Raw genomic sequence first — 18,340 nt, forward strand, 5'->3', positions numbered from 1 at the left:
TCGCGCTTGAACCAGATGTTCGGGAACGCCAGGAAACGGTGCCACGCCACACCCATGTTGGTGTTGAGCGAGACCACGATCATCCAGATGAACGAGGCGGCGATTTTCAGGCCGGCGAAGAAGTAGGTGAGGGTGTGCAGGGTGGAGGTGTCCATCCCCTCGAACCACGAGAGCAGCGGGTAGGAGAGGAAGAACGATGCCTCGTAGTGCTCGATGTGGTGCTGGGCGCCTTCGAGGGCGTGCAGGACGACGATGCAGATGCCGACCGTGAGGATGACGGCTTCGACGAAGTAGGCCTGGCCGGTCTTGGAGCCGGTGAAGCGTGACTTGCGGCCGGGGCCGGTGGGCCGGCTGAGCTGACGGACGGTGATCAGGGTGATGATGCCCAGGGCGGTCATGGTGCCGAGGAACTCGACGAAGACGTTGTACGGGGTCCAGTCGCCGATGACCGGCAGCAGCCAGTCGGGGTCGAAGAGCTGGCCGGTGGCGTTGACGATGGTCAGCAGCAGTGTGTAGAAGCCCACTGCCACGAACCAGTGCGCCGCCCCGATGACGCCCCAGCGGTTCATCCGGGTATGGCCGACGAATTCCCTGGCCAGCGTACGGGTGCGGTCGAGGGGGCGGTCCGTGCGGGTGCGGGCGGCGACGGACTGGCCGAGCCGGATGAAGCGCCAGATCGCCAGGACGGCCCGGCCGAACAGCGCGACACCGACCACGATGAGGACCAGCGACACGATGATCGCGGCGAGTTGCATGGGCGGACTCCTCGAACCTGCGAAAACGGGACTACCAAGCGGTAACTTGTGTGCTCGATTCGAGACTACCCACTTGTCGTGCCGCGCCGCAGCCGGGGTACGCGGTGATCTGCGTCGCTGCGGCGGCCCGCCCCGCCCGATAACGGGGGTGTCTAAGCGGGGAGTTGGTGCGACGGGCCGGGTAGTTACGCGGACCGTCCGGTAGGGATGCGTCCCGTCCGGGCAGACCGCGCGGCCGGTCGGCTCAAGCGGTTGTGCAGCGCACCCGCAGACCTGCAACCCACGCGTCTGCGGCCCCCGCTCCTGTCGCGTACCTCGGGCCTGTCGCATGGGGGGAGTGGCCCTGTCCGGGTGCCGCGCCTGCATGGGACACTGGTGCGCATGTTCGGAGTCGTTGATCTTCCCACCTATCTGGCGGGACTCGTCCTGATTGTTCTTCTTCCGGGGCCCAATTCCTTGTACGTCTTGTCCGTTGCGGCGCGGCGCGGGGTGCGGGCCGGATACACGGCGGCGGCCGGCGTGTGGTGCGGGGACACCGTGCTGATGACGTTCTCCGCGGCCGGGGTGGCCTCGCTGCTCCAGGCCAACGCGGTGCTGTTCGCGGTGGTCAGGTATGCGGGTGCCGGCTATCTGACCTGGCTGGCGGCCGGGATGCTGCGGGCGGCCTGGGGGATGTGGCGGACGGGCCGTGAGCGGGTGCTCGACGGGGACGGCGCGGCCGCGGTCGTGGTCGAGCGGCCGTTGCGGCGGGCGCTGGTCGTCAGTTTGTTCAACCCGAAGGCGATCCTGTTCTTCGTCGCGTTCTTCGTGCAGTTCGTCGACCCGGGCTATGCCTATCCGGCACTGTCTTTCGTCGTCCTGGGGGTGTTCGCCCAGCTTGCCAGCGTGCTGTACCTCAGTGTCCTGATCTTCGGGGGTACCCGGCTGGCGGGCGCGTTCCGGCGCCGCAGGCGGCTGGCGGCGGGGGCGACTTCGGCGGCCGGTGTGCTGTTCCTGGGGTTCGCGGTGAAGCTCTCCCTCGCCGCCTGATCCCGAAGGCTGCGTCGTCGCCGTACGGCACCTGGCACCTGAAGCACCTCCGCAGGCGCCGGGGAGACGGTCCGGGCCGTCGATCGCCGGGGTGGGGGTCCTTGCCCGGTCGTCCCGCGCCGGCACCATCTCGCCGGGTCGTCATCGGGCCCGGTGTTTGTGCAGGTCAGAGCCGGTGACGTCCCGTCATGGCGTCACTTGCGCCGTGGCGGTGGTGCGCGTGTGCCGAACGGCCCACTCTCGTCTCAGCACCTGCGCGGCAGTCAGCGCGGGTGCGCCGGCCACTCGTGGGGGAGACGAGGCATGGGATCGCGCTCCGACCGGTCCGGTCCGGGGGCGCGGCCAGGGTCGGACGACGCTGATCGGCCTGTCGGCCGATCGACCTGCACAAGGAGACAGTTCGCAGCCATGGAGAGACGCGCAGCATTCCTCGCTCACACCGATGACGGGACCGCACGACACCGGGGCGCACGGCGCACCACGGCAGGGTGGCGGATCCGGATCGGGGCCGTCGCCGCCACCGCGGCGATGGTCTCGGCCGGCATCGTGCTGAGTGCCGGACCGGCAGTGGCGGCGCCGGTCGCGATCAAGTTGACCTTGGCGTCCTGCCCCGCCGAGATCGTGCAGGGCCAGGTGAGCGGCTGTGTCACGGAGCTGCAGAACCTGCTCAACGCGCACGGCGCGGCTCTGGTGGTGGACGGTCAGTTCGGGGCGGGCACGCTCTACGCGGTCCGTGAGTACCAGGCGGCCACGGCGATCGCCGTGGACGGGCGGGTGGGCCCGGCGACCAAGAGCAAGCTGTACGCCACCGCAGGCTCGGCACCGGCGCCCATCAACCTCCAGTCCTCCTCGTGCCCCGCGAACGTCGTACAGGGCGACAAGGGCGGATGCGTCAGCGAACTCCAGCGGCTGCTGCGCCACTTCGGCTATGCGGTCGACGTGGACGGCGACTTCGGCGCCGGGACCGCGAGCGCCGTGCGCAGCTTCCAGTCCTCCCGCGGTCTCACGGCCGACGGACAGGTCGGGGCGAACACCAAGCGAGCCCTCTACGACACCGACGAGTCACCGTCGACGAGCCTGGACCTGAGGTCGGCGTCCTGCCCGGCGAACATCGTCGAGGGCGAGAGCGGCGGTTGCGTCGCCACGCTCCAGGCCCTGCTGAACGGGAAGGGTCAGCAACTCGCCGTCGACGGTGAGTTCGGCCCCGCGACCCTGTCGGCCGTCAAGGCGTTCCAGTCGGCGAGTGGCCTCACCGCCGACGGCGAGGTCGGTGCGAACACCAAGGCGGCCCTGTACGCGAACATCGGCGGCGGCGGAGGCAACGGCGCCCCCGCGCCGGTCAACCTGAACTCCGCTTCCTGCCCGAACGAGATCGTGCAGGGGCAGCGCAGCGGCTGCGTCACCGAGCTGCAGAGCCTGCTCAACCACCACGGTGCCGATCTCGCCGTCGACGGCGACTTCGGCTCGCTCACCGACAGCGCGGTGAGGGACTTCCAGTCCGAGAAGGGTCTCTCGGCCGACGGCCATGTGGGACCGAACACCAAGGCGGCGCTGTACGGCACGGTCACCCCGCCCTCGTCGCCCCCGCCCGGCGGCGGGTACGGCAAGATCCTCGACGTGGCCGAGGCCGAGGCCGGCACCGTGGAGGGCAGCGCCCGCGCGAACAGCTACGGGTCGGCCGTGGGCCTCTCGCTGTCCACCAGCAACTACGCGTGGTGCGCGACCTTCGTGAGCTGGGTGGCCAAGCAGACCGGGGCCTCCTCCTACCGCAACTCCTACGTCTCGGGCTGGGTGAAGCAGGCACGGGCCGGCAACTACCACCTGTCGGTGACGACCGCCCCGCAGCCGGGTGACATCGTGGCCTTCGACTGGGACGGCGGCAGCGACTTCACCGGCGGCAACGAGCACATAGGCATCGTGCGGACGGTCTCCGGGTCGTCCTTCACCACCGTCGAGGGCAATACGAGCAATCCCAACGGCGGCAGCGACGGCGTCTACGTCAAGACCCGTGGTACCAACAACGGTTACGACGTGGTCTTCATCAGGGTCCGCTGACCGACTCTCGCCCTGCCCCCTTCCCACACCGTCGGCCCCGCACTGCGCACCCCGGGGTCGGGCGTCGCTCTACGGGGCGAACGTTCGGCGCCGGGCTCCCGGAGGCGGCAGTGCCGCGGCGGCCCGGCGGGCGGTGTCCACGTGGTGTGCCGCCTGCCAGGTCCGGGCGACCTGTTCGGCGCGCGTGTAGGCGTCGGCCGCGGCCTGTTCCTCGTCGAGCAGGCGGTACAGGTCGCCGAGAGCGTGGGCAAGGGGGCGACTCGCGTACGCGCCGCCGGCGGTGCCGCCGAACTGGTCCTGGAGGGGCAGCAGATGAGTGATCAGCACGGCTGCCGCGCCGGTGTCGTTCAGCAGGACCGCCAGGTCGCTGCGGTAGTCGAGTTCGAGTCCGTAGAGATGGTCGGTCACCGGCCGCTCGGGGAACGACACGGCCCGCGCTTCGTCCGTCCGGCCGAGACGGGCCAGGACGAGTGCGTGCAGTACGGCGACGGGGGCGCCGACGGCCGAGTGGATCTCCCTGACGTCCTGCTCGATCTCGGCTGTCCTGCCCTGGGTGAGCCGGATGGTCATCAGGCCCATGGTGCGCAGGTCGGCGGCCCGGTGTGCCCCGATGCGCCGCAACAGTACGTCCGCCTCGACGTACGCCGTCTCCGCCTTGGCGTACCGGCCCTCGACGGCGGCCAGCATGGCGAGGGTGAGGGTGTTGATGCCCTGGGCCCACCGCAGCCGGTACCGATGCGCGAGGCGCAGACCGTCGGCGGTGTGCCGGCGTACCCGGTCGGGGTCGTTGCGCGAGGCTGCGGTCAGGGTGTCCAGGTGCTCGCAGACCCAGCGGTAGGCGGGTAGGTCGTGGGTCAGGGCGAGCCGTCGGAGTTCGGCGACGAGCGGCTCGCGCGCGGTGTGCTGTCCCTCGTGCGGCATGAGCCGGGCCGATGTCATCAGCGCGGAGGCCAGAAGGCGTGGTTCACTGCCGGCTCGGGCCAGGGCGAGCTGGGCGTGTGCCACTTCCAGAGCCCGTGGCGCGTCCTCGGCCGCCACGGCGTCCACGAGGACCTGGAGTACCCGGGTGCGTGTCGGATCGTCGAGGGACCGGTCCTCGGCCAACTGCTCCAGGCGGGCCAGTGCGGTGCGGTCGAAGAAGCCTTCCAGCCTGCTGCGCCACAACGAGGGTTCGGTCCACGCGCCGTAGACCGCCGCGACCAGATCGTCCCGGTTCGCAAGTATGGCGAGGTCGACCGCTTGCTGCCGGGTCCGTCGGGCGGCGTCGGACGCTCCGGCCCGCACCTGCGCGCCCAGCAGCCGTATCAGGAGGCCGACGGTCGCCTCACGGTGCCCGTCGGAGTCGGACGCGATCGTGGCGTGGGCCTCCAGCGCCTGCTGGATCAGCCCCACGGCCACGTCGTGGGCGTACCGCCGTTCCGCCATCTCTGCCGCCCGCAGCGCGTAGTCGAGGGCCAGTGCCGCGGTGTCGCCGCGGCCGGCACGTGCGAAGTGGTGGGCCAGGGCGGGCAGATCGGCGGGATGATGGCTGCGCAGCTGCCGGGCCACACGGTCGTGCAGGCGGGAACGCCGCATGACGGGCACGTCCGTGTACACGGTGTCGCGCACCAGCGCGTGCACGAAGCGGACGCGTCCCGGTGCGGGCGCGGTGAGCAGGTCCGCGGCCAGGGCTGCCTCCAATCCGTGCAGCAGGCGGTCCTCGTCCAGATCCGTCGCGTGCGTCAGCAGGGAGATGTCGGCTTCGAGTCCCACGACGGCCGTGAGCTGTATGGCGGAGCGGGCGTCGGCCGGCAGCAGGGCCAGGCGTCTGCGCAGCACGTCGCGTACGCCCTGCGGGACTTCGGAGACGGCGACCAGGGCCCCTTCACTGGTCAGGAGACGTGCGCTTTCCAGGACGTAGAACGGGTTCCCGCCGGTGCGGTCGGTGAGGGCCGTCACCGTGACGGGATCGACAGGCTCGCCGCAGACGGTCTCGACCAGGGTCGCGACGTCCGCGGTGGGCAGGCCACCGAGCGTGATCCGGTACGGAGCGCCCGGTGCGAGATGGGCGAGGGTCTTGCCCAGGAGATCGCCGGTCTCGGCGGGCCGGTAGCTGGCGGCGGTGAGCACGGGCAGGCCGGTGACCCCGGCCGCGGCTTCGAACAGAGCGAGCGTCTCGGCGTCGGCGCGATGCAGGTCTTCGAGGACGATGGCGAGCGGCTGCCGGCCGGCTGCGTCCCGGAGCCAGGCCGCGAAGGCACGGTGCATGCGGAATCGTCCGACGGTCGCGGCGTCACCCGTCGGGGCGGTTCCGGCGTCGGACTCGCTCAGCAGCGCGACCAGCTCCGCGGGGCGGGCCGGAGGGAACGTGCGCGCGAGTGTTTCGAGAGCCTCCACCCAGGCCCAGGCCGGCGGCGCGCCCTCGTATTCGGGGCAGCGGCCGATCAGCACGAACCACCCCTCGATGCGCAGGCGTTCGGCGAACCGCTCCAGCAGCGCCGACTTCCCGGCGCCCGCCTCGCCGGTGACCAGCGCGGTGGAGCCCGACTGCCGGGCGGCCGTGGCGGCGGCGCCCAGCGCGCGCAGCTCGTCGTCCCGGCCGACGAACGGCAGGGGTGCGGAGGCGGACGGTTCGGGGACCGGAGCGGTGTCCCTCAGGATGCCGGCCGTGGCGGCGGGAACGTCAGCGGTCCCGGGCGGCACCGCCACGGTGGCGCCGGGGACGGCGGTCGGCCTGGCCGGCGGTACATGCGCGGGCAGGACGTCGAGACGTTGGGTCAGCACGGCCTGTTCGAGTTCCACGAGGGCCGGCGAGGGATCGCAGCCGAGTTCGTCCCGCACCGCCTTCGCGGCACGGCGCAGCGAGGTCAGGGCATCGGCCTGCCGGCCGCACGCCCAGTGAGCCAGCGTGAGCAGCCGCCACCCTTCCTCCCGCAACGGGTTCTCCCGCACCAGGACCTCGGCGGCGAGCGCCGCCTCGTTGGCGTGGCCCTCTCGCAGCTCGGCCGCGGCGGACAGCTCCCGGGCCTGGACGTACAGCTCGGTCAGCCGGGCCGCTTCCGGCGCCGCCCACGTCTCGTCCGCGTGCTCCAGGAACGGAGGTCCTTGCCAGGACCGTAGTGCGTCGGCCAGCAGTGCGCGGGACCGGCCCGGTGGAGCCTTTCTCGCCTCGCCCACCTGGGCCTCGAAACTCCAGGCGTCCACGGAGCCGGGGGGCAGCCGCAGAACGTAGCCGGGGGCGGAGGTCGCCAGAACGGTAGAGGGCGCCCGGCTCGGGCGCCGGGGTTCGAGCAGGCGGCGCAGGTTCGACACATAGGCGTGGAGGGACGAGCTGGCCTTGGCCGGGGGCAGTCCGTGCCACACGGCATCCACCAGCTGGTCGGCGCTCACCACCGAGCCGCGGGCCGCGACCAGCAGGGCGAGGACGGCGCGCTGCCGAGGGGTTCCCAGTTCGACCGGCATGCCCTCGACTTCGGCACCCATGGAACCCAGGACTCGTATGCGCAGCACGCACGGGAATCTACCCGAGTGGTGGTCGAGCCCGGTCCATGCGTGCACCGTCCCCGGCTGCGGGCTGCCGTCGGGTCACCTGTCCTCGAGTCCCCGGTAGACCCCGTCGTGGCCGACGCCTTCCACGTAGTCGCCGAAGTCCGTGTTCGCCAGGGACAGGTTGGCGTCGATCTCCGCGAGTGACGACGCCACGGCCCGGAACACCTCTCCCGGGCCCTCCTCGTCCAGGTCGATCACGAGGAGCGTGCGGTCGCGAGCCTCGAGGTGGGCCGCGAAGGTGCCGGCGTCCGCCACCGCGAGGTACGGGTAATCCGCACGGTCGGGCACGAGCGAGCGGAGCTGCCCCGCGGTCATGCCCTCATGCCGCGGATCATCCACGGTCCGTACGTCGGTGAGCAGGCCCTCGGGGGCGTAGGAGCCGATGTAGGCCCGGAGTCGGTCCCAGGCCTGCGCGTCGGTGAAGTCGGTTCGGATCACTACGGCGTCGCTGCCGTCCGGGAGGGTGTTCACGAAGGTCCTTCGCATGCGGTTAGGTCCGTCGGCCGACGGAATCGGTGCGTCGGGCGGTGGATTCGGCGCGTGACACTCATGGATCCGCCTCAGAACCCGCGGAACACGCCGTCCTCGTCGGCCGCGTCGGTGAACTCGGCCCAGTCCATGTTGGCCCAGGTGATGTTGTTCTCGACGGACCACAACTCCGCTGCGATCACGCGGAGTTCCTCGTGCCGACCGGCGCCGGTACGGAGGACGAGGAGGGGCCGCTCGGGCACGGCGAGAGCGGCTTCGTCGGCGAGCACCACCAGCCTCACATCAGGTGGCGTGAGGCTCGCCATACGCTCGGCGGACAGCCCCCGGTAGGCGCTGTCGTCGACGATGTCGAGGTTCGCCAGAAAGTCCTCCTCGGTGGGTGTGGAGACTGCCAATAGCAGTGCCTGCCACGACTGCTCGTCGGAGAAGCAGGTGCGTACCAGCGGAGTTGTGTGCGCGCGGCACGACAGGAGTTTGGACATGGCTGTGGTCCTCGGAAGGGGGAACGGCATGGAGGCGCGAGGGCGTTCGGAGCGGAAGCCGTCAGGCAGAGTACGCGAGCGGTGAGTTGCCGGGGCGCCGCGGTCATTTCCTGCGCACAAAGTCCCGGCTGTGCGCCGCGGGCCGACCGCGCCGCCGTCGGCGCCCCAGGAGGACGACTTCCGCGCTCGCCAGGAGTCGAGGGTCCCGGCAACCGCGCTCGGGCAGGACGCCAGGGCGTCGAGGACGCCTCTCGGCGAGCGTCGGCCGGAACCGGGCTGCGGCGCCGGGGCGTTCCTGCCCGAAGCGGGCAGCGGACCCGGTCCGGCTACTGACTCGCGGTTCAACTGTGGCGTCGCGCAAGGTACTTCGGCGCGACGGGTGAGGGAGGGCGGCAACCGAATTGAGTGTGCAGCACATGTAAAGCCGTATCAACCTCTGATCATGGCGTTGACCAGGCACTCTTCCCGATGTTAAAAGATCTCCCACACCGTTTCTTTACGCGACCAACACATCTTTCGGGGGCTCCTGCGGAGGCTCCCGGCTGGTGTGTCGGCTCTGCCGAGCATGGGGGGATCCATGGAAAGTTGTCCGGGCTGCGCGACGGCCGCCGCCGAGGCGCGCTTCTTCTGCCGCGAGTGCGGTACGCCCGTCCAGGCCCGAACGGCGGGTCCTCCGCCGACGACTTCTGCGCCGACGACTTCTCCGGAGGCGGTGGCCGCGCGGTCGGCCGCTCCGGTGCAAGTGGCCCCGGCCGAGCCGCAATCACTCCCGGAGCCGCCCCCGACGCCGGCTCCGGTCAAGCCGCTCGCTCCGCCGGTCCCGCCCGCCGCGGCCGCCCCGGTCATTCCGGTCGTTCCGCCCGTCCCGCCCGCCGCGGTTGTCCCGCCTTTTGCGGCCGCCGTGGCCGGCCCGGCCGTGACGGCCGCCCCGCAGAGCGCCCCGCAGAGCGTCCCGCGGACCGTTCAGGAGACCGGCCGCGCGGCCGGCGACGAAACGGCTGGGCTGCCCACGGCGGCACCGGTCGCCCCTTCCCGTAGGCGGCTGTGGGCCGTCACCGGTGTCGTGGGAGCGGTGGCCGCAGGGCTCGTCGCCGGTTTCCTGTTGGGCGGCGGCACGCCGGAGTCCGGAGGGACGTCGACCGCGGACGGCCATGCCGACGTGGCCTCACCGCCGGCCGCTCCCGAAGCGAGCCCGCTGCGGGGCGGCACCGGCGCCGATACCGGGGAGGGCGCCGAAACCGGGGACGACAGCGCCGCGCCGGGCGACTTCGACGAGGGAGTGGTGCACGCGGACAGCACGATCGATCCTGGTTACGTCTTCTTTCCGACGTTCGCGAGCTCGGACTGTGTCCTGCCCCAGAGGCAGGACAGCACGGGCCGGTCCTTCACCTACGAGCCCGAGAACGCGATCGACAAGCTGGACGACACGGCCTGGCGGTGCGGACACGAGACCGGCCGGTTGGCACTGGAAATGGGCGCCCCCACCCGGCTGACCCAGGTGGGCCTGGTTCCCGGCTACACCAAGACCGACCCCGACGGAACGGACTGGTTCTACGAGAACCTGACCGTGAAGCAGGCGCGCTGGACGTTCTACCTGGACGGACAGGAAGTCGCTCGGTACACCGAGGCGATCGACGATCCCGACAAGGTGATGGAGTGGATCACCTTGCCGTCCGCCGTCACCGCGGACAGCGCGAGCATCGACGTCCTCGAGACGGGCAATGCCGACGCCCAATTCCCGTACATCGCCATCAGCGGCATCGGCCTGGCGGACGACAACCTCTCCTGAGCCTCGCCCACCCCTCCGTCCCGGACCCACTCCAACACCCCTCCATCGACCGCTTCGGACCATGACAGGAGCACCACAACCATGACCACCCCGGCCTTCGCGGCCCAGGCCGACTCCCTCTCCAACGCGACCTACCTGGGCGCCCGGCTCCAGTACAAGGACAAACTCGACTACAAGCTCTCCGGATTTGTCGATCCCCTCGACCTGCGCGGGTTCCTGAAGCGAGCCCGGTGGGCGTTCCTGGCGACGCTCATCCTGGTGCTGCCCGTCGCTCTCATCGTGCTGGTGTCCAGCGATCCGACGACGGCGGGCGGTTTCCTGGTCGTGGTGCCGCTGACCGTCTCGCTGGCCACGTTCTTCATCCCCTACCGTCTGGGTCTGTCGGAGTGGCAGCTGGTGGTGGACGGCAAGGCCGCGGCCTCGGACACCGTCTTCGGCGTGATCTACCAGGTGATCAATGCCCGGCAGTTGCCCGTCTCGGTGGCCCCCCGCCGTTTCCGGACGGCTCACAACCCCTCGGTCAAGAACTTCCTGGTCATCACCGACCGCGAGTACCAGGTCTACGTCTCGGTCTTCTCCTACGGCACCGGCCTCTACGTGGGCTGGTCCCTGTGGAGCAGCAGACGTCCCATCGGGATGTTCTTCCGCTTCCTCAAGGACTCCCTCTTCAGCCCCTTCAAGGGCCAGCGAGCATTCATGGGTCAGCTCTCCTCGCACCGGGCGCGCGCACTGCGCGAGGCCGTCCACTCGGCGGTGCGTGAAGGCGTGGACGCCGCCAACCACAACCTGAACGTCCCGCTGAGCCAGACCTTCGGCCACGACATCCCGGTCGAGACCGTCTCCCAGCCCTCGGCGGCCCCGGCTGCCCCGATGGCCGCGGCGGGCTGGTCCGGCGCGCCGCAGGCGTCCATGCCGGGTCACCCGCCGGTCCCGTCCGCCCCGCCGGCGTCGTGAACGGCATTCCCCCGGCGCAGGCCCGGGACCGGCAGGCCGGCACGGTGATCGCTCCGGCGGCACCGTACGGCCACTGGTCCTGGGCCGGGCTCCGGCTGACCGCCGCCCGTGACCTCACCCGCAGCCAGGAGTACGCGAGCCTGCCCGAGGACCGGCGGCTGGCCCGCGCCGTCCGGGAACAGGCGCAGTTCCTCGCGGGCCGGCTGGGTGCCCCGGCCGGCCATGTGCTGGAGCTGCGCTGGCTCTGGGACCCCGCTTCGGGCCGCCTCGGGTCCCATCTGCTCACCCGGGTGTGGGCGCCGGATCCGGCGGCGGCCGCGGCCTCCGCCCGGGCGGAGGCCCAGCGGCTGGCGCTCACCGCACCCCATGTGGTGGCCGAGCCGCTGGACGAGAACGAACTGCGGGCCGTGCTGGCCCCGTTCACGGCCGCGCCGGGCGGCGCCGCCGAGATCCGCAGGCGGTTGATCACCGAGACGCCCAACCGCCCCGACGCGGGGGTGCGTTTCTACACCGCGACCCAGCCCTTCGCCGGCGCCTCGCGGCACTGGGAGGGACTACTCACCGCGGTCACCGCGCACCCCCACCCGCTCGCGCTGAGCATCGCCCTCACCCCCGTGGCGGTGCCCGCGTCCCTGCGCACCGCCGTCGCTCATTGCGCCACCGCCTACACGCGCCTGGCCACCGACGGCGAGTTCGAGTCGGGCTCGCTCTACCACGGCAAGGTCAAACTGACCGCGGACGCCTTCGCGATACGCGCCGAGCAACTGTACGCCGACGCCGGACGGCGCTACCTCGGCGACGCGTTCCGGATGCGGCTGTCGTGCTGGTCGCCCGTGCCCTTCGACGATTCGCTGCCGTCACTGGTCGGCGAGACCGTCTCGCGCGGCGCGCCAGGGGTGTCCGAGGGACACCTGGACCCGGCCGCCCTGGGTCCGTCCTATCGGCTGGTCCGCCCGGCCGACGCCGGCCAGGCCGCCGTCTTCGCCGGGAACACCGGCTGGCTGGACTCCACCCTGTGGGGCGACGACGGCGGTTGGGCGCAGGCGATGCCTCCCGCTCTCCAGCCGCTGGAATGGCTGGCCGACGTCGAGGAGGCGAGTGCGGTCTTCCGGCTGCCGCTGGCCCTGAACGGCTTCGTGCCCGGCTTCCCTGTCGAGGCCGTGGAACGGACGACGACCCTGGCGTACGCCCCCGAGGGCCCGCACGTCGTGCTGGGGCACACGGCCGGCGGCGGTCCGGGCACACCGCTCCGCGTCGAGCTGGACGACCTCACCCGGCACACCCTGATCGTCGGCGGCAGTGGGTCCGGCAAGACCAACTCGACGCTGTCGCTGTGCCGTCAGCTCTGGGTGGACCACCGGGTTCCGTTCACCGTCCTGGAGCCGGTCAACACCGATCACGACGACTACCGCTGGCTCGCCACGCTCCCCGGCTTCGAGGACATGCTCGTCCTGACCGTCGGCGACGAGGAGACCGCCCCGCTGCGGCTCAACCCCTTCGAGGTACCGGCCGGAGTCCGGATCTCCACCCACGCGGGCAATCTGCTCGAATGCTTCGACGCCGCCTTCGGTCTGTGGGACCCGCTCCCCTTCCTCTACCGGACGGCGCTCACCGACGTCTACCGACGCAAGGGCCTGGACGTCAACGCCACCGCGCGCGGCGACGAGGAGTGGCCGGTGCTGGCCGACTTCGTCGACGTCATGGCGAACGTGGCCGACGGCTACGACTACGCGGGCGAGGCGCGCTCCAACATCGTCGCCGCCTCCCGGCTGCGCGCGCGGTCGCTGGCCGAAGGGCCCTGCGGGCCGGTGCTGTCGGCGCGCAGGTCGATGCCCATCGGTGAACTGCTCGACCGGCCGGTCGTGGTGGAACTGGCCCCGCTCGGTGACGCCCAGCAGCAGGCGTTGGTCATGGCGCTGCTGCTGAACGCCATGACCGAGCACTACAAAGTGCACCGGGACTCCTCGAACCTGACGCACGTGACACTGGTCGAGGAGGCCCATCGACTGCTCAGGCGGCCCGGGCCGGGTTCAGGGTCGGGGAAGGAGAGCGACGCGACGGCCAGGGCCGCGGAGGCGTTCGCCAACACCCTGGCGGAGAACCGCAAGTACGGGGAGGGGCTGGTGGTGATCGAGCAGGATCCGTCCAAGCTGATCCCCGACGCCTACAAGAACACGGCGCTGAAGATCGTCCATCAGCTCAAGGCGGAGGAGGACCGGCGGCTGGTCGGCGACACCATGCTGATGAACGACGACCAGCGCGACCACGCCGCTGTGCTGCCGCAGATGTCGGCGTACGCGGCGCATTCACGTATCGACCGGCCGGTGCTGGTGCGGGTCCCGGACGTTCGGGCGGAGGATGCCGCGCGGCTGGGTGTCGGTCGTGCCCCGCTGGCCGGGCGGGCCGAACTCGCTCGCAGGCACGCCCGATGGGCCGCGGCCTCCCCGGTGGTCGCCGAATCGTTGCGGCCGCAGGCGCCGTGCGGGTTCTGCCCGGTGGACTGCTCCCTGGAGTTCCTGGCGGGACGGACGGCCGGAAAGGCCGAGGACTTCGTCCGGCTGATGAAGGAGGGCACGGCCGAACGCTTCGCGCTGACGTGGTGGCGACGGCTGGCGGACTTCCTGGACGAGGCCGGGGACTCCGCGCGGCCGCGGCACATTCCGCGCGGCGAGGCCCATTGGCGGGTCGCCCTGCTGCGGGCGACCCACGCCGCCGCGTATCCGAAGTCGCTGACCGAGCCTGCGCACCTGCGCAAGGCGGCCGAGTGGGTCCGCCAGTTCCGTCGGTATCTCGACAGCCCGGCCGGGCGAACGGCCGCTTCTGTGAAAGGGGTTGAAGGTGTCGGAACAGTCCTGGGTGAATGAGCCGGCTGTCGAATCGGGAACGGAGTCCGCGGAGCCGAATGTAGAAGGGGCCGACGACGCGGAGCTGCCCGAGCCGATGGAGTTCGACTTGTCCTCGCAGGAGCAGGAGCAGGAGCAGGAGCAGGAGCAGGAGCAGGAGCAGGAGCAGGAGCAGACGGAGTCGGCACTCGAGGTCGAGGTCGAGGAAGAGCTCGAAGAGGGGCTCCAAGAGGAGTACGAGGAAGCGCTCGAAGAAGAGAGGGAAGGGATAGAGGAGACGGAGGAGACAGAGGAGACAGAGGGGGCAGAGGGGATCGAGTCCGATGCCGAGGCGAAGGCCAATGCCGAGGCGGACGCCGGGGGCGAGGGCGGCGCCGGTGGTCGTGAAGCCGAACTGCCGGACCCCTTCGCACTGTTGAAGGGTGTCGATGTCGAATTCGGCTTCAAGGTGGACGAGAAGGGGCTGACCTTTTCGGCGGGCGTCTCGGTCGAGGTGGTCGAGGGAGTCAAGGTCGGCGTCGAGGCGGAGATGCCGCTCACTCCTCCCGTCCACCCGAAGGGCTGATGGGGGGCCGACGGGGCTGCGCGGCCATAAAGCAAGGCGGGCTCCGCGCAACCGGCAATCGGCAACCGCCAGGCGGCAGCCCCCACCCGCCGGAGGCTGGCGCCGCCCGCCGGACGGTGGCCCCGCCGGTCGGACGGTGGCGTCTCGCGCGGCCGCTGTGTCGGCGGGGTGGGGCCGTGCGGCGCGGGGAAGTCGGTTGCGGGTTCGTCGCTCTGCGGCGGATTCGAACCAGGGTTCGGCTAACTTACGCTCCGTGTTGCGAATTCGAGTGCTGGGCCCTCTGGGCGTCGAGGTGGACGGTGAGCCGGCCGAGCTGGGTGCCGCGCGGCAGCGGACCGTTCTTTCCCTGCTTCTGATGGCGCGGGGCGCCGTCGTGCCGACGGACCGGCTCACCGACTGCCTGTGGCGGGGCGCGCCTCCCGCGAAGGCGATGGCCTCCCTGCACGCCTACGTGTCGAACCTGCGCCGCCTCCTCGAACCGGACCGCCCGCCCCGCGCGCCCGCGACGGTCCTGGTCACCGCGCCTCCCGGATACGCCCTGCGGCTGCCCGACGACGCCGTGGACGCATGGCGCTTCGAGGCCTGGGTGGGCCGGGCCCGTGGCGCCTCGGGGGAAGAGGCGCGACGGCTGCTCGCCGAGGCCCTCGGCTGGTGGCGGGGCACGGCCTTCGCGGAACAGGCCCACGAGGAGTGGGCCGCCCCCGAGGTGACCCGGCTGTCCGAACTGCACGCAGAAGCGCGCGAATTGGCTGTTGTCGCCGATCTGCGCACCGGACGCGCGGCCGAGGCCGCCCTCGGTGCCGCGACCCTCGTCGGCGAGAGCCCGCTCAGGGAGGAGGGCTGGCGGCTGCTCGCGCTCGCCCAGTGGAAGTGCGGCCGGCAGGCCGACGCGCTCGCCTCCCTGCGCCGCGCCACCGCGGCGCTGCGCGAGGAACTCGGCTGCGAACCGGGACACGCCTTGCGGGAGGTGGAGCACGCCCTGCTGAACCGGCGCACCGATCTGCTCGACACCCTCGGGCACGGAGGCCTCGTCACGGAGCCCGCACCTCGGGCCGTCCGTCCGGAGGGGCCCGCCTCCCCGCCCGACGGACTCCCGCGCCGCAGCCGGACCCTCTTCGTGGGCAGGCGCGCCGAGCTGGCCGCGGCCGAGGGCGCCGCCGAGGCCGCCCGCGCCGACGGCGGCACCGTACTGGTGAGCGGGGAGGCCGGCGCGGGCAAGTCCGCGCTCCTGGAACGGATCGGCGAACGCCTGCGGAGGGACGGCTGGCGGGTCGTCGTCGGCCGCTGCCCCGATCACGAGGGCGCGCCACCCGCCTGGGCCTGGACGGAGGCCCTGGGCGATCTGGCCCGCCAGGCGTCCCCGGCCCGGCCCGACGCACTCGCCGCCCTGCTGGGCGACACCACGGACGAGGCGGTCGCCGACCGGGACGAGGCCACCGCGGGCCGCTTCCGCATGCACCTCGCGCTCGCCGAGTGGCTGCGGACCGTGGCCGGCGCCGCACCCCTCGCCGTCGTCATCGAGGACCTGCACCGCGCCGACAGCGAGACCCTCGCCCTGCTGGAGACGGCGGCGGCCGTCCAGGGCGTCCCGCTCCTCGTCCTCGCCAGTCACCGCCCGGCCGAGCCCACTCCCCGCCTGGTGAAGACCCTGGCCACGCTCGCCCGCGGAGCACCGCACCGTATCGCCCTCGGCGGGCTCCAGCCGGTCGACATCACCACGGTCGTGGAGGCTGTCTGCGCCGGACCGGTGGGCGCGGACACCGTGGCGGCCTTGGCCCGGAGGACCGGCGGCAACCCCTTCTACGTCCTGGAGAGCGCCCGTCTGCTGGCCAGCGAAGGTGCCCTCGTCGCGATCTCCGAGGTCCCCCAGGGCGTGCGCGACGTCCTGCGCAGACGCCTCGCCCTGCTGCCCGCCGCCGCCCGGACCGCCCTGCAGCTCACGGCCGTCGTCGGACTGGAGGCCGAGCTGCCGCTCCTGGCCGCCGTGACGGACGCGGGCGAGGACGAGCTCGTGGAGGGTCTCGACGCCGCGCTCGCCGCGGACCTGCTGACGGAATCCCGCCCCGGACGCGTCCGATTCGTCCACGCGCTGGTCCGGGACACCGTCTACACCGATCTGTCCTGGGTGCGACGGTCCCGCACGCACTCCCGTGTCGCACGGGCACTGCTCGGCCACCGGCCCGACGACTCCGCCGCGCTGGCGCACCACTTCGCCCGCTCCGGCAGCCCGGCCGACGCCTCCCTGGCGGTCGACCACGCGCTGCGCGCCGCCGAGGCCGCCGAACGGCGCTACGCCCACGACACCGCCGTCGGCCTCATCGAGCAGGCCATCGACGCCCACACCGCGGCCGGTGGTGATCCCGAGCGCACCGTGGGCCTGCTGGTGCGGCTGCTCGGCGCGCAGGTCAGGGCCGGAGCGACCGAGGCGGCCCTGCGCACCCGACGACGGGCTGTCGACCTGGCCGAGCAGTCCGGCCGCAACGACCTGGTCGCGACCGCCTACGCGGCCTGGATCGAGCCCTCGCCCTGGCGCAGCCGACTGGAGAGCTTCTACGACCGCACCTCGCGGGCCCGGCTGGAGGCCCTCGCCGCGGATCCCTCCCTCGACGACCCCACCCGCGCCCGGGTGCTCCAGGTCCTGGTCGAGCTGGTCGCCGCCGACGACGCACCCCGCGCCCTGGATGCCTCCCGTGCCCAGCTGGCCCTCGCTCGCGCGAACGGCGAACCCCGGTTGCTGGCCTCGGCGTTGATGACCGCCGCCAAGCAACTGCCGTACGAGGTGCAGGCCGCCTCACGGGGGCCGCTCGTGGCCGAGCTGCGCGCACTCGTACGCGATCACGACTTCCCCGCCTACCACTGGATCTGTGAGCACCTGGACGGGCTGACCGCCGCCGCCCGCAACGATCCGGCCGGCATGCGACGGCATGTGACGGAGGGGCTGCGGATCGCCCGGCGCTACGGCCTGGTCTGGGCGCAGGGCCTCAGTACCGTGACCTGGGCGATGCTGGAGACGGTCGCCGGCCGCTTCGACACGGCCGAGGCCACCTACCTGGAGGCCCGCGGCCTGCTGGAGCGGGTCGGGGCGCACCACGCCGACAGCCTTCACGCGCTGGCCTGGTTCACGGTGCGCCTCGCCCAGGGACGGCCCGCGGAGGTCGAGCCGGTGATGCGTGAGGTGTACGAGCGCGTCGGAGCGCCGGTCGGCGCCGCCTTCGCCCTCGTCCTGGTCCGCCTCGGCAGACTCGACGAGGCACGTGAGGTGCACCTCTCGCCGAAGATCCCGACCGATCACCTCTACGGGATGGAGCTGGACTACCGCGCGGAGATCGCGGTGGGACTGGGCGACACCGAGGCGGCACGTTCTCTGGTCGCGGGCCTGTCGCAGGTGCGCGACCAGATGGGGAGCGTCGTCGGCGGCGCCTACGCGACCCGCCCCCTCGCACAGGCGCTGGGCGATCTGCGCCGTCTGCTCGGCGAGCACCCGGCCGCCGCGGAGGACTACGCACTCGCCGAACGCGTCGCCCACGCCTGGGACGCGCCTCACCTCATGGCGGACGCACGCCGCGCGCGGGCGGAACTCGCCGCGGAGCGCGAACGACGGCGGCTCTTCACCGTCTGACGGCGGACCACGTCCCGCCGCGGTCCGCCTCCGGCACCGCACCGGCACTCGCCCCAAGAAGGCGCCAAGACGTGGCACATCGCCAAGACGCGGCACATGAGGGAGGACGTGCCGGGTGTCCTGCGGTCCGCGCCCGGACGCCGAGGCAGGCGGCACCTCGGCATACTGCCCACCCGCCAGGCCGGTTCCAAGTCAACTCCAAGAGACTCGCTCTAGCGTTCGGATCGCAATT

Annotated in this window: 10 protein-coding genes and 1 pseudogene; 7 read left to right on the top strand and 4 right to left on the bottom strand. The window is 72.0% G+C overall.

Annotated features, from left to right (window positions below; translation table 11 throughout):
- A pseudogene (locus ABT070_RS43965) lies at window positions 1-755 on the bottom strand (Fe-S oxidoreductase); the annotation flags it as partial.
- A 381-nt stretch (window positions 756-1,136) separates the two neighbouring features.
- Here ABT070_RS43965 and leuE point away from each other — a divergent pair.
- Together leuE and ABT070_RS43975 are read left to right on the top strand one after the other, a co-directional pair.
- Window positions 1,137-1,784 (top strand): leucine efflux protein LeuE, encoded by a 648-nt coding sequence (gene leuE / locus ABT070_RS43970; RefSeq protein WP_351768705.1) that lies wholly within the window; start codon window positions 1,137-1,139, stop codon window positions 1,782-1,784.
- A 408-nt stretch (window positions 1,785-2,192) separates the two neighbouring features.
- A complete protein-coding gene (locus ABT070_RS43975) occupies window positions 2,193-3,839 on the top strand; it encodes a peptidoglycan-binding protein (RefSeq protein ID WP_351768707.1) in 1,647 nt (548 codons plus the stop codon).
- Between the two features lie 69 nt (window positions 3,840-3,908).
- Here ABT070_RS43975 and ABT070_RS43980 read toward each other — a convergent pair whose 3' ends face one another.
- The 3 genes from ABT070_RS43980 to ABT070_RS43990 all read right to left on the bottom strand — a co-directional run bounded on the left by ABT070_RS43980 (window position 3,909) and on the right by ABT070_RS43990 (window position 8,338).
- A complete protein-coding gene (locus tag ABT070_RS43980; RefSeq protein WP_351768709.1) occupies window positions 3,909-7,328 on the bottom strand; it encodes an ATP-binding protein in 3,420 nt (1,139 codons plus the stop codon).
- A 75-nt stretch (window positions 7,329-7,403) separates the two neighbouring features.
- Window positions 7,404-7,838, bottom strand: a complete 435-nt coding sequence (locus tag ABT070_RS43985) for a DUF6924 domain-containing protein (protein WP_351768710.1) — start codon at window positions 7,836-7,838, stop codon at window positions 7,404-7,406.
- A gap of 89 nt (window positions 7,839-7,927) precedes the next feature.
- Complete coding sequence (locus ABT070_RS43990) at window positions 7,928-8,338, bottom strand: DUF6924 domain-containing protein (RefSeq protein ID WP_351768712.1); 411 nt, start codon at window positions 8,336-8,338, stop codon at window positions 7,928-7,930.
- Window positions 8,339-9,239: 901 nt separating this feature from the next.
- Between ABT070_RS43990 and ABT070_RS43995 the strand changes: the two genes are divergently transcribed.
- The 5 genes from ABT070_RS43995 (at window position 9,240) to ABT070_RS44015 (ending at window position 18,108) form a co-directional block, all read left to right on the top strand.
- Window positions 9,240-10,127, top strand: coding sequence for a hypothetical protein (locus ABT070_RS43995; protein ID WP_351768714.1), 888 nt, complete (start codon window positions 9,240-9,242; stop codon window positions 10,125-10,127).
- A gap of 81 nt (window positions 10,128-10,208) precedes the next feature.
- On the top strand, window positions 10,209-11,081 hold the full coding sequence (locus ABT070_RS44000) for a hypothetical protein (RefSeq protein WP_351768716.1): 873 nt from the start codon (window positions 10,209-10,211) through the stop codon (window positions 11,079-11,081).
- Window positions 11,078-13,945 (top strand): ATP-binding protein, encoded by a 2,868-nt coding sequence (locus ABT070_RS44005; RefSeq protein WP_351768718.1) that lies wholly within the window; start codon window positions 11,078-11,080, stop codon window positions 13,943-13,945. Before ABT070_RS44000 ends, ABT070_RS44005 begins: the two co-directional genes overlap by 4 nt.
- Window positions 13,920-14,489: a hypothetical protein gene (locus ABT070_RS44010; RefSeq protein ID WP_351768719.1), complete on the top strand. Its 570-nt coding sequence runs from the start codon at window positions 13,920-13,922 to the stop codon at window positions 14,487-14,489. The genes ABT070_RS44005 and ABT070_RS44010 overlap by 26 nt, the downstream gene beginning before the upstream one ends.
- A gap of 253 nt (window positions 14,490-14,742) precedes the next feature.
- Window positions 14,743-18,108, top strand: a complete 3,366-nt coding sequence (locus tag ABT070_RS44015) for an ATP-binding protein (RefSeq protein ID WP_351768721.1) — start codon at window positions 14,743-14,745, stop codon at window positions 18,106-18,108.
- Window positions 18,109-18,340 lie beyond the last annotated feature (232 nt).

This window comes from Streptomyces sp. NPDC002884 (assembly GCF_040295245.1).
Classification (GTDB): domain Bacteria; phylum Actinomycetota; class Actinomycetes; order Streptomycetales; family Streptomycetaceae; genus Streptomyces.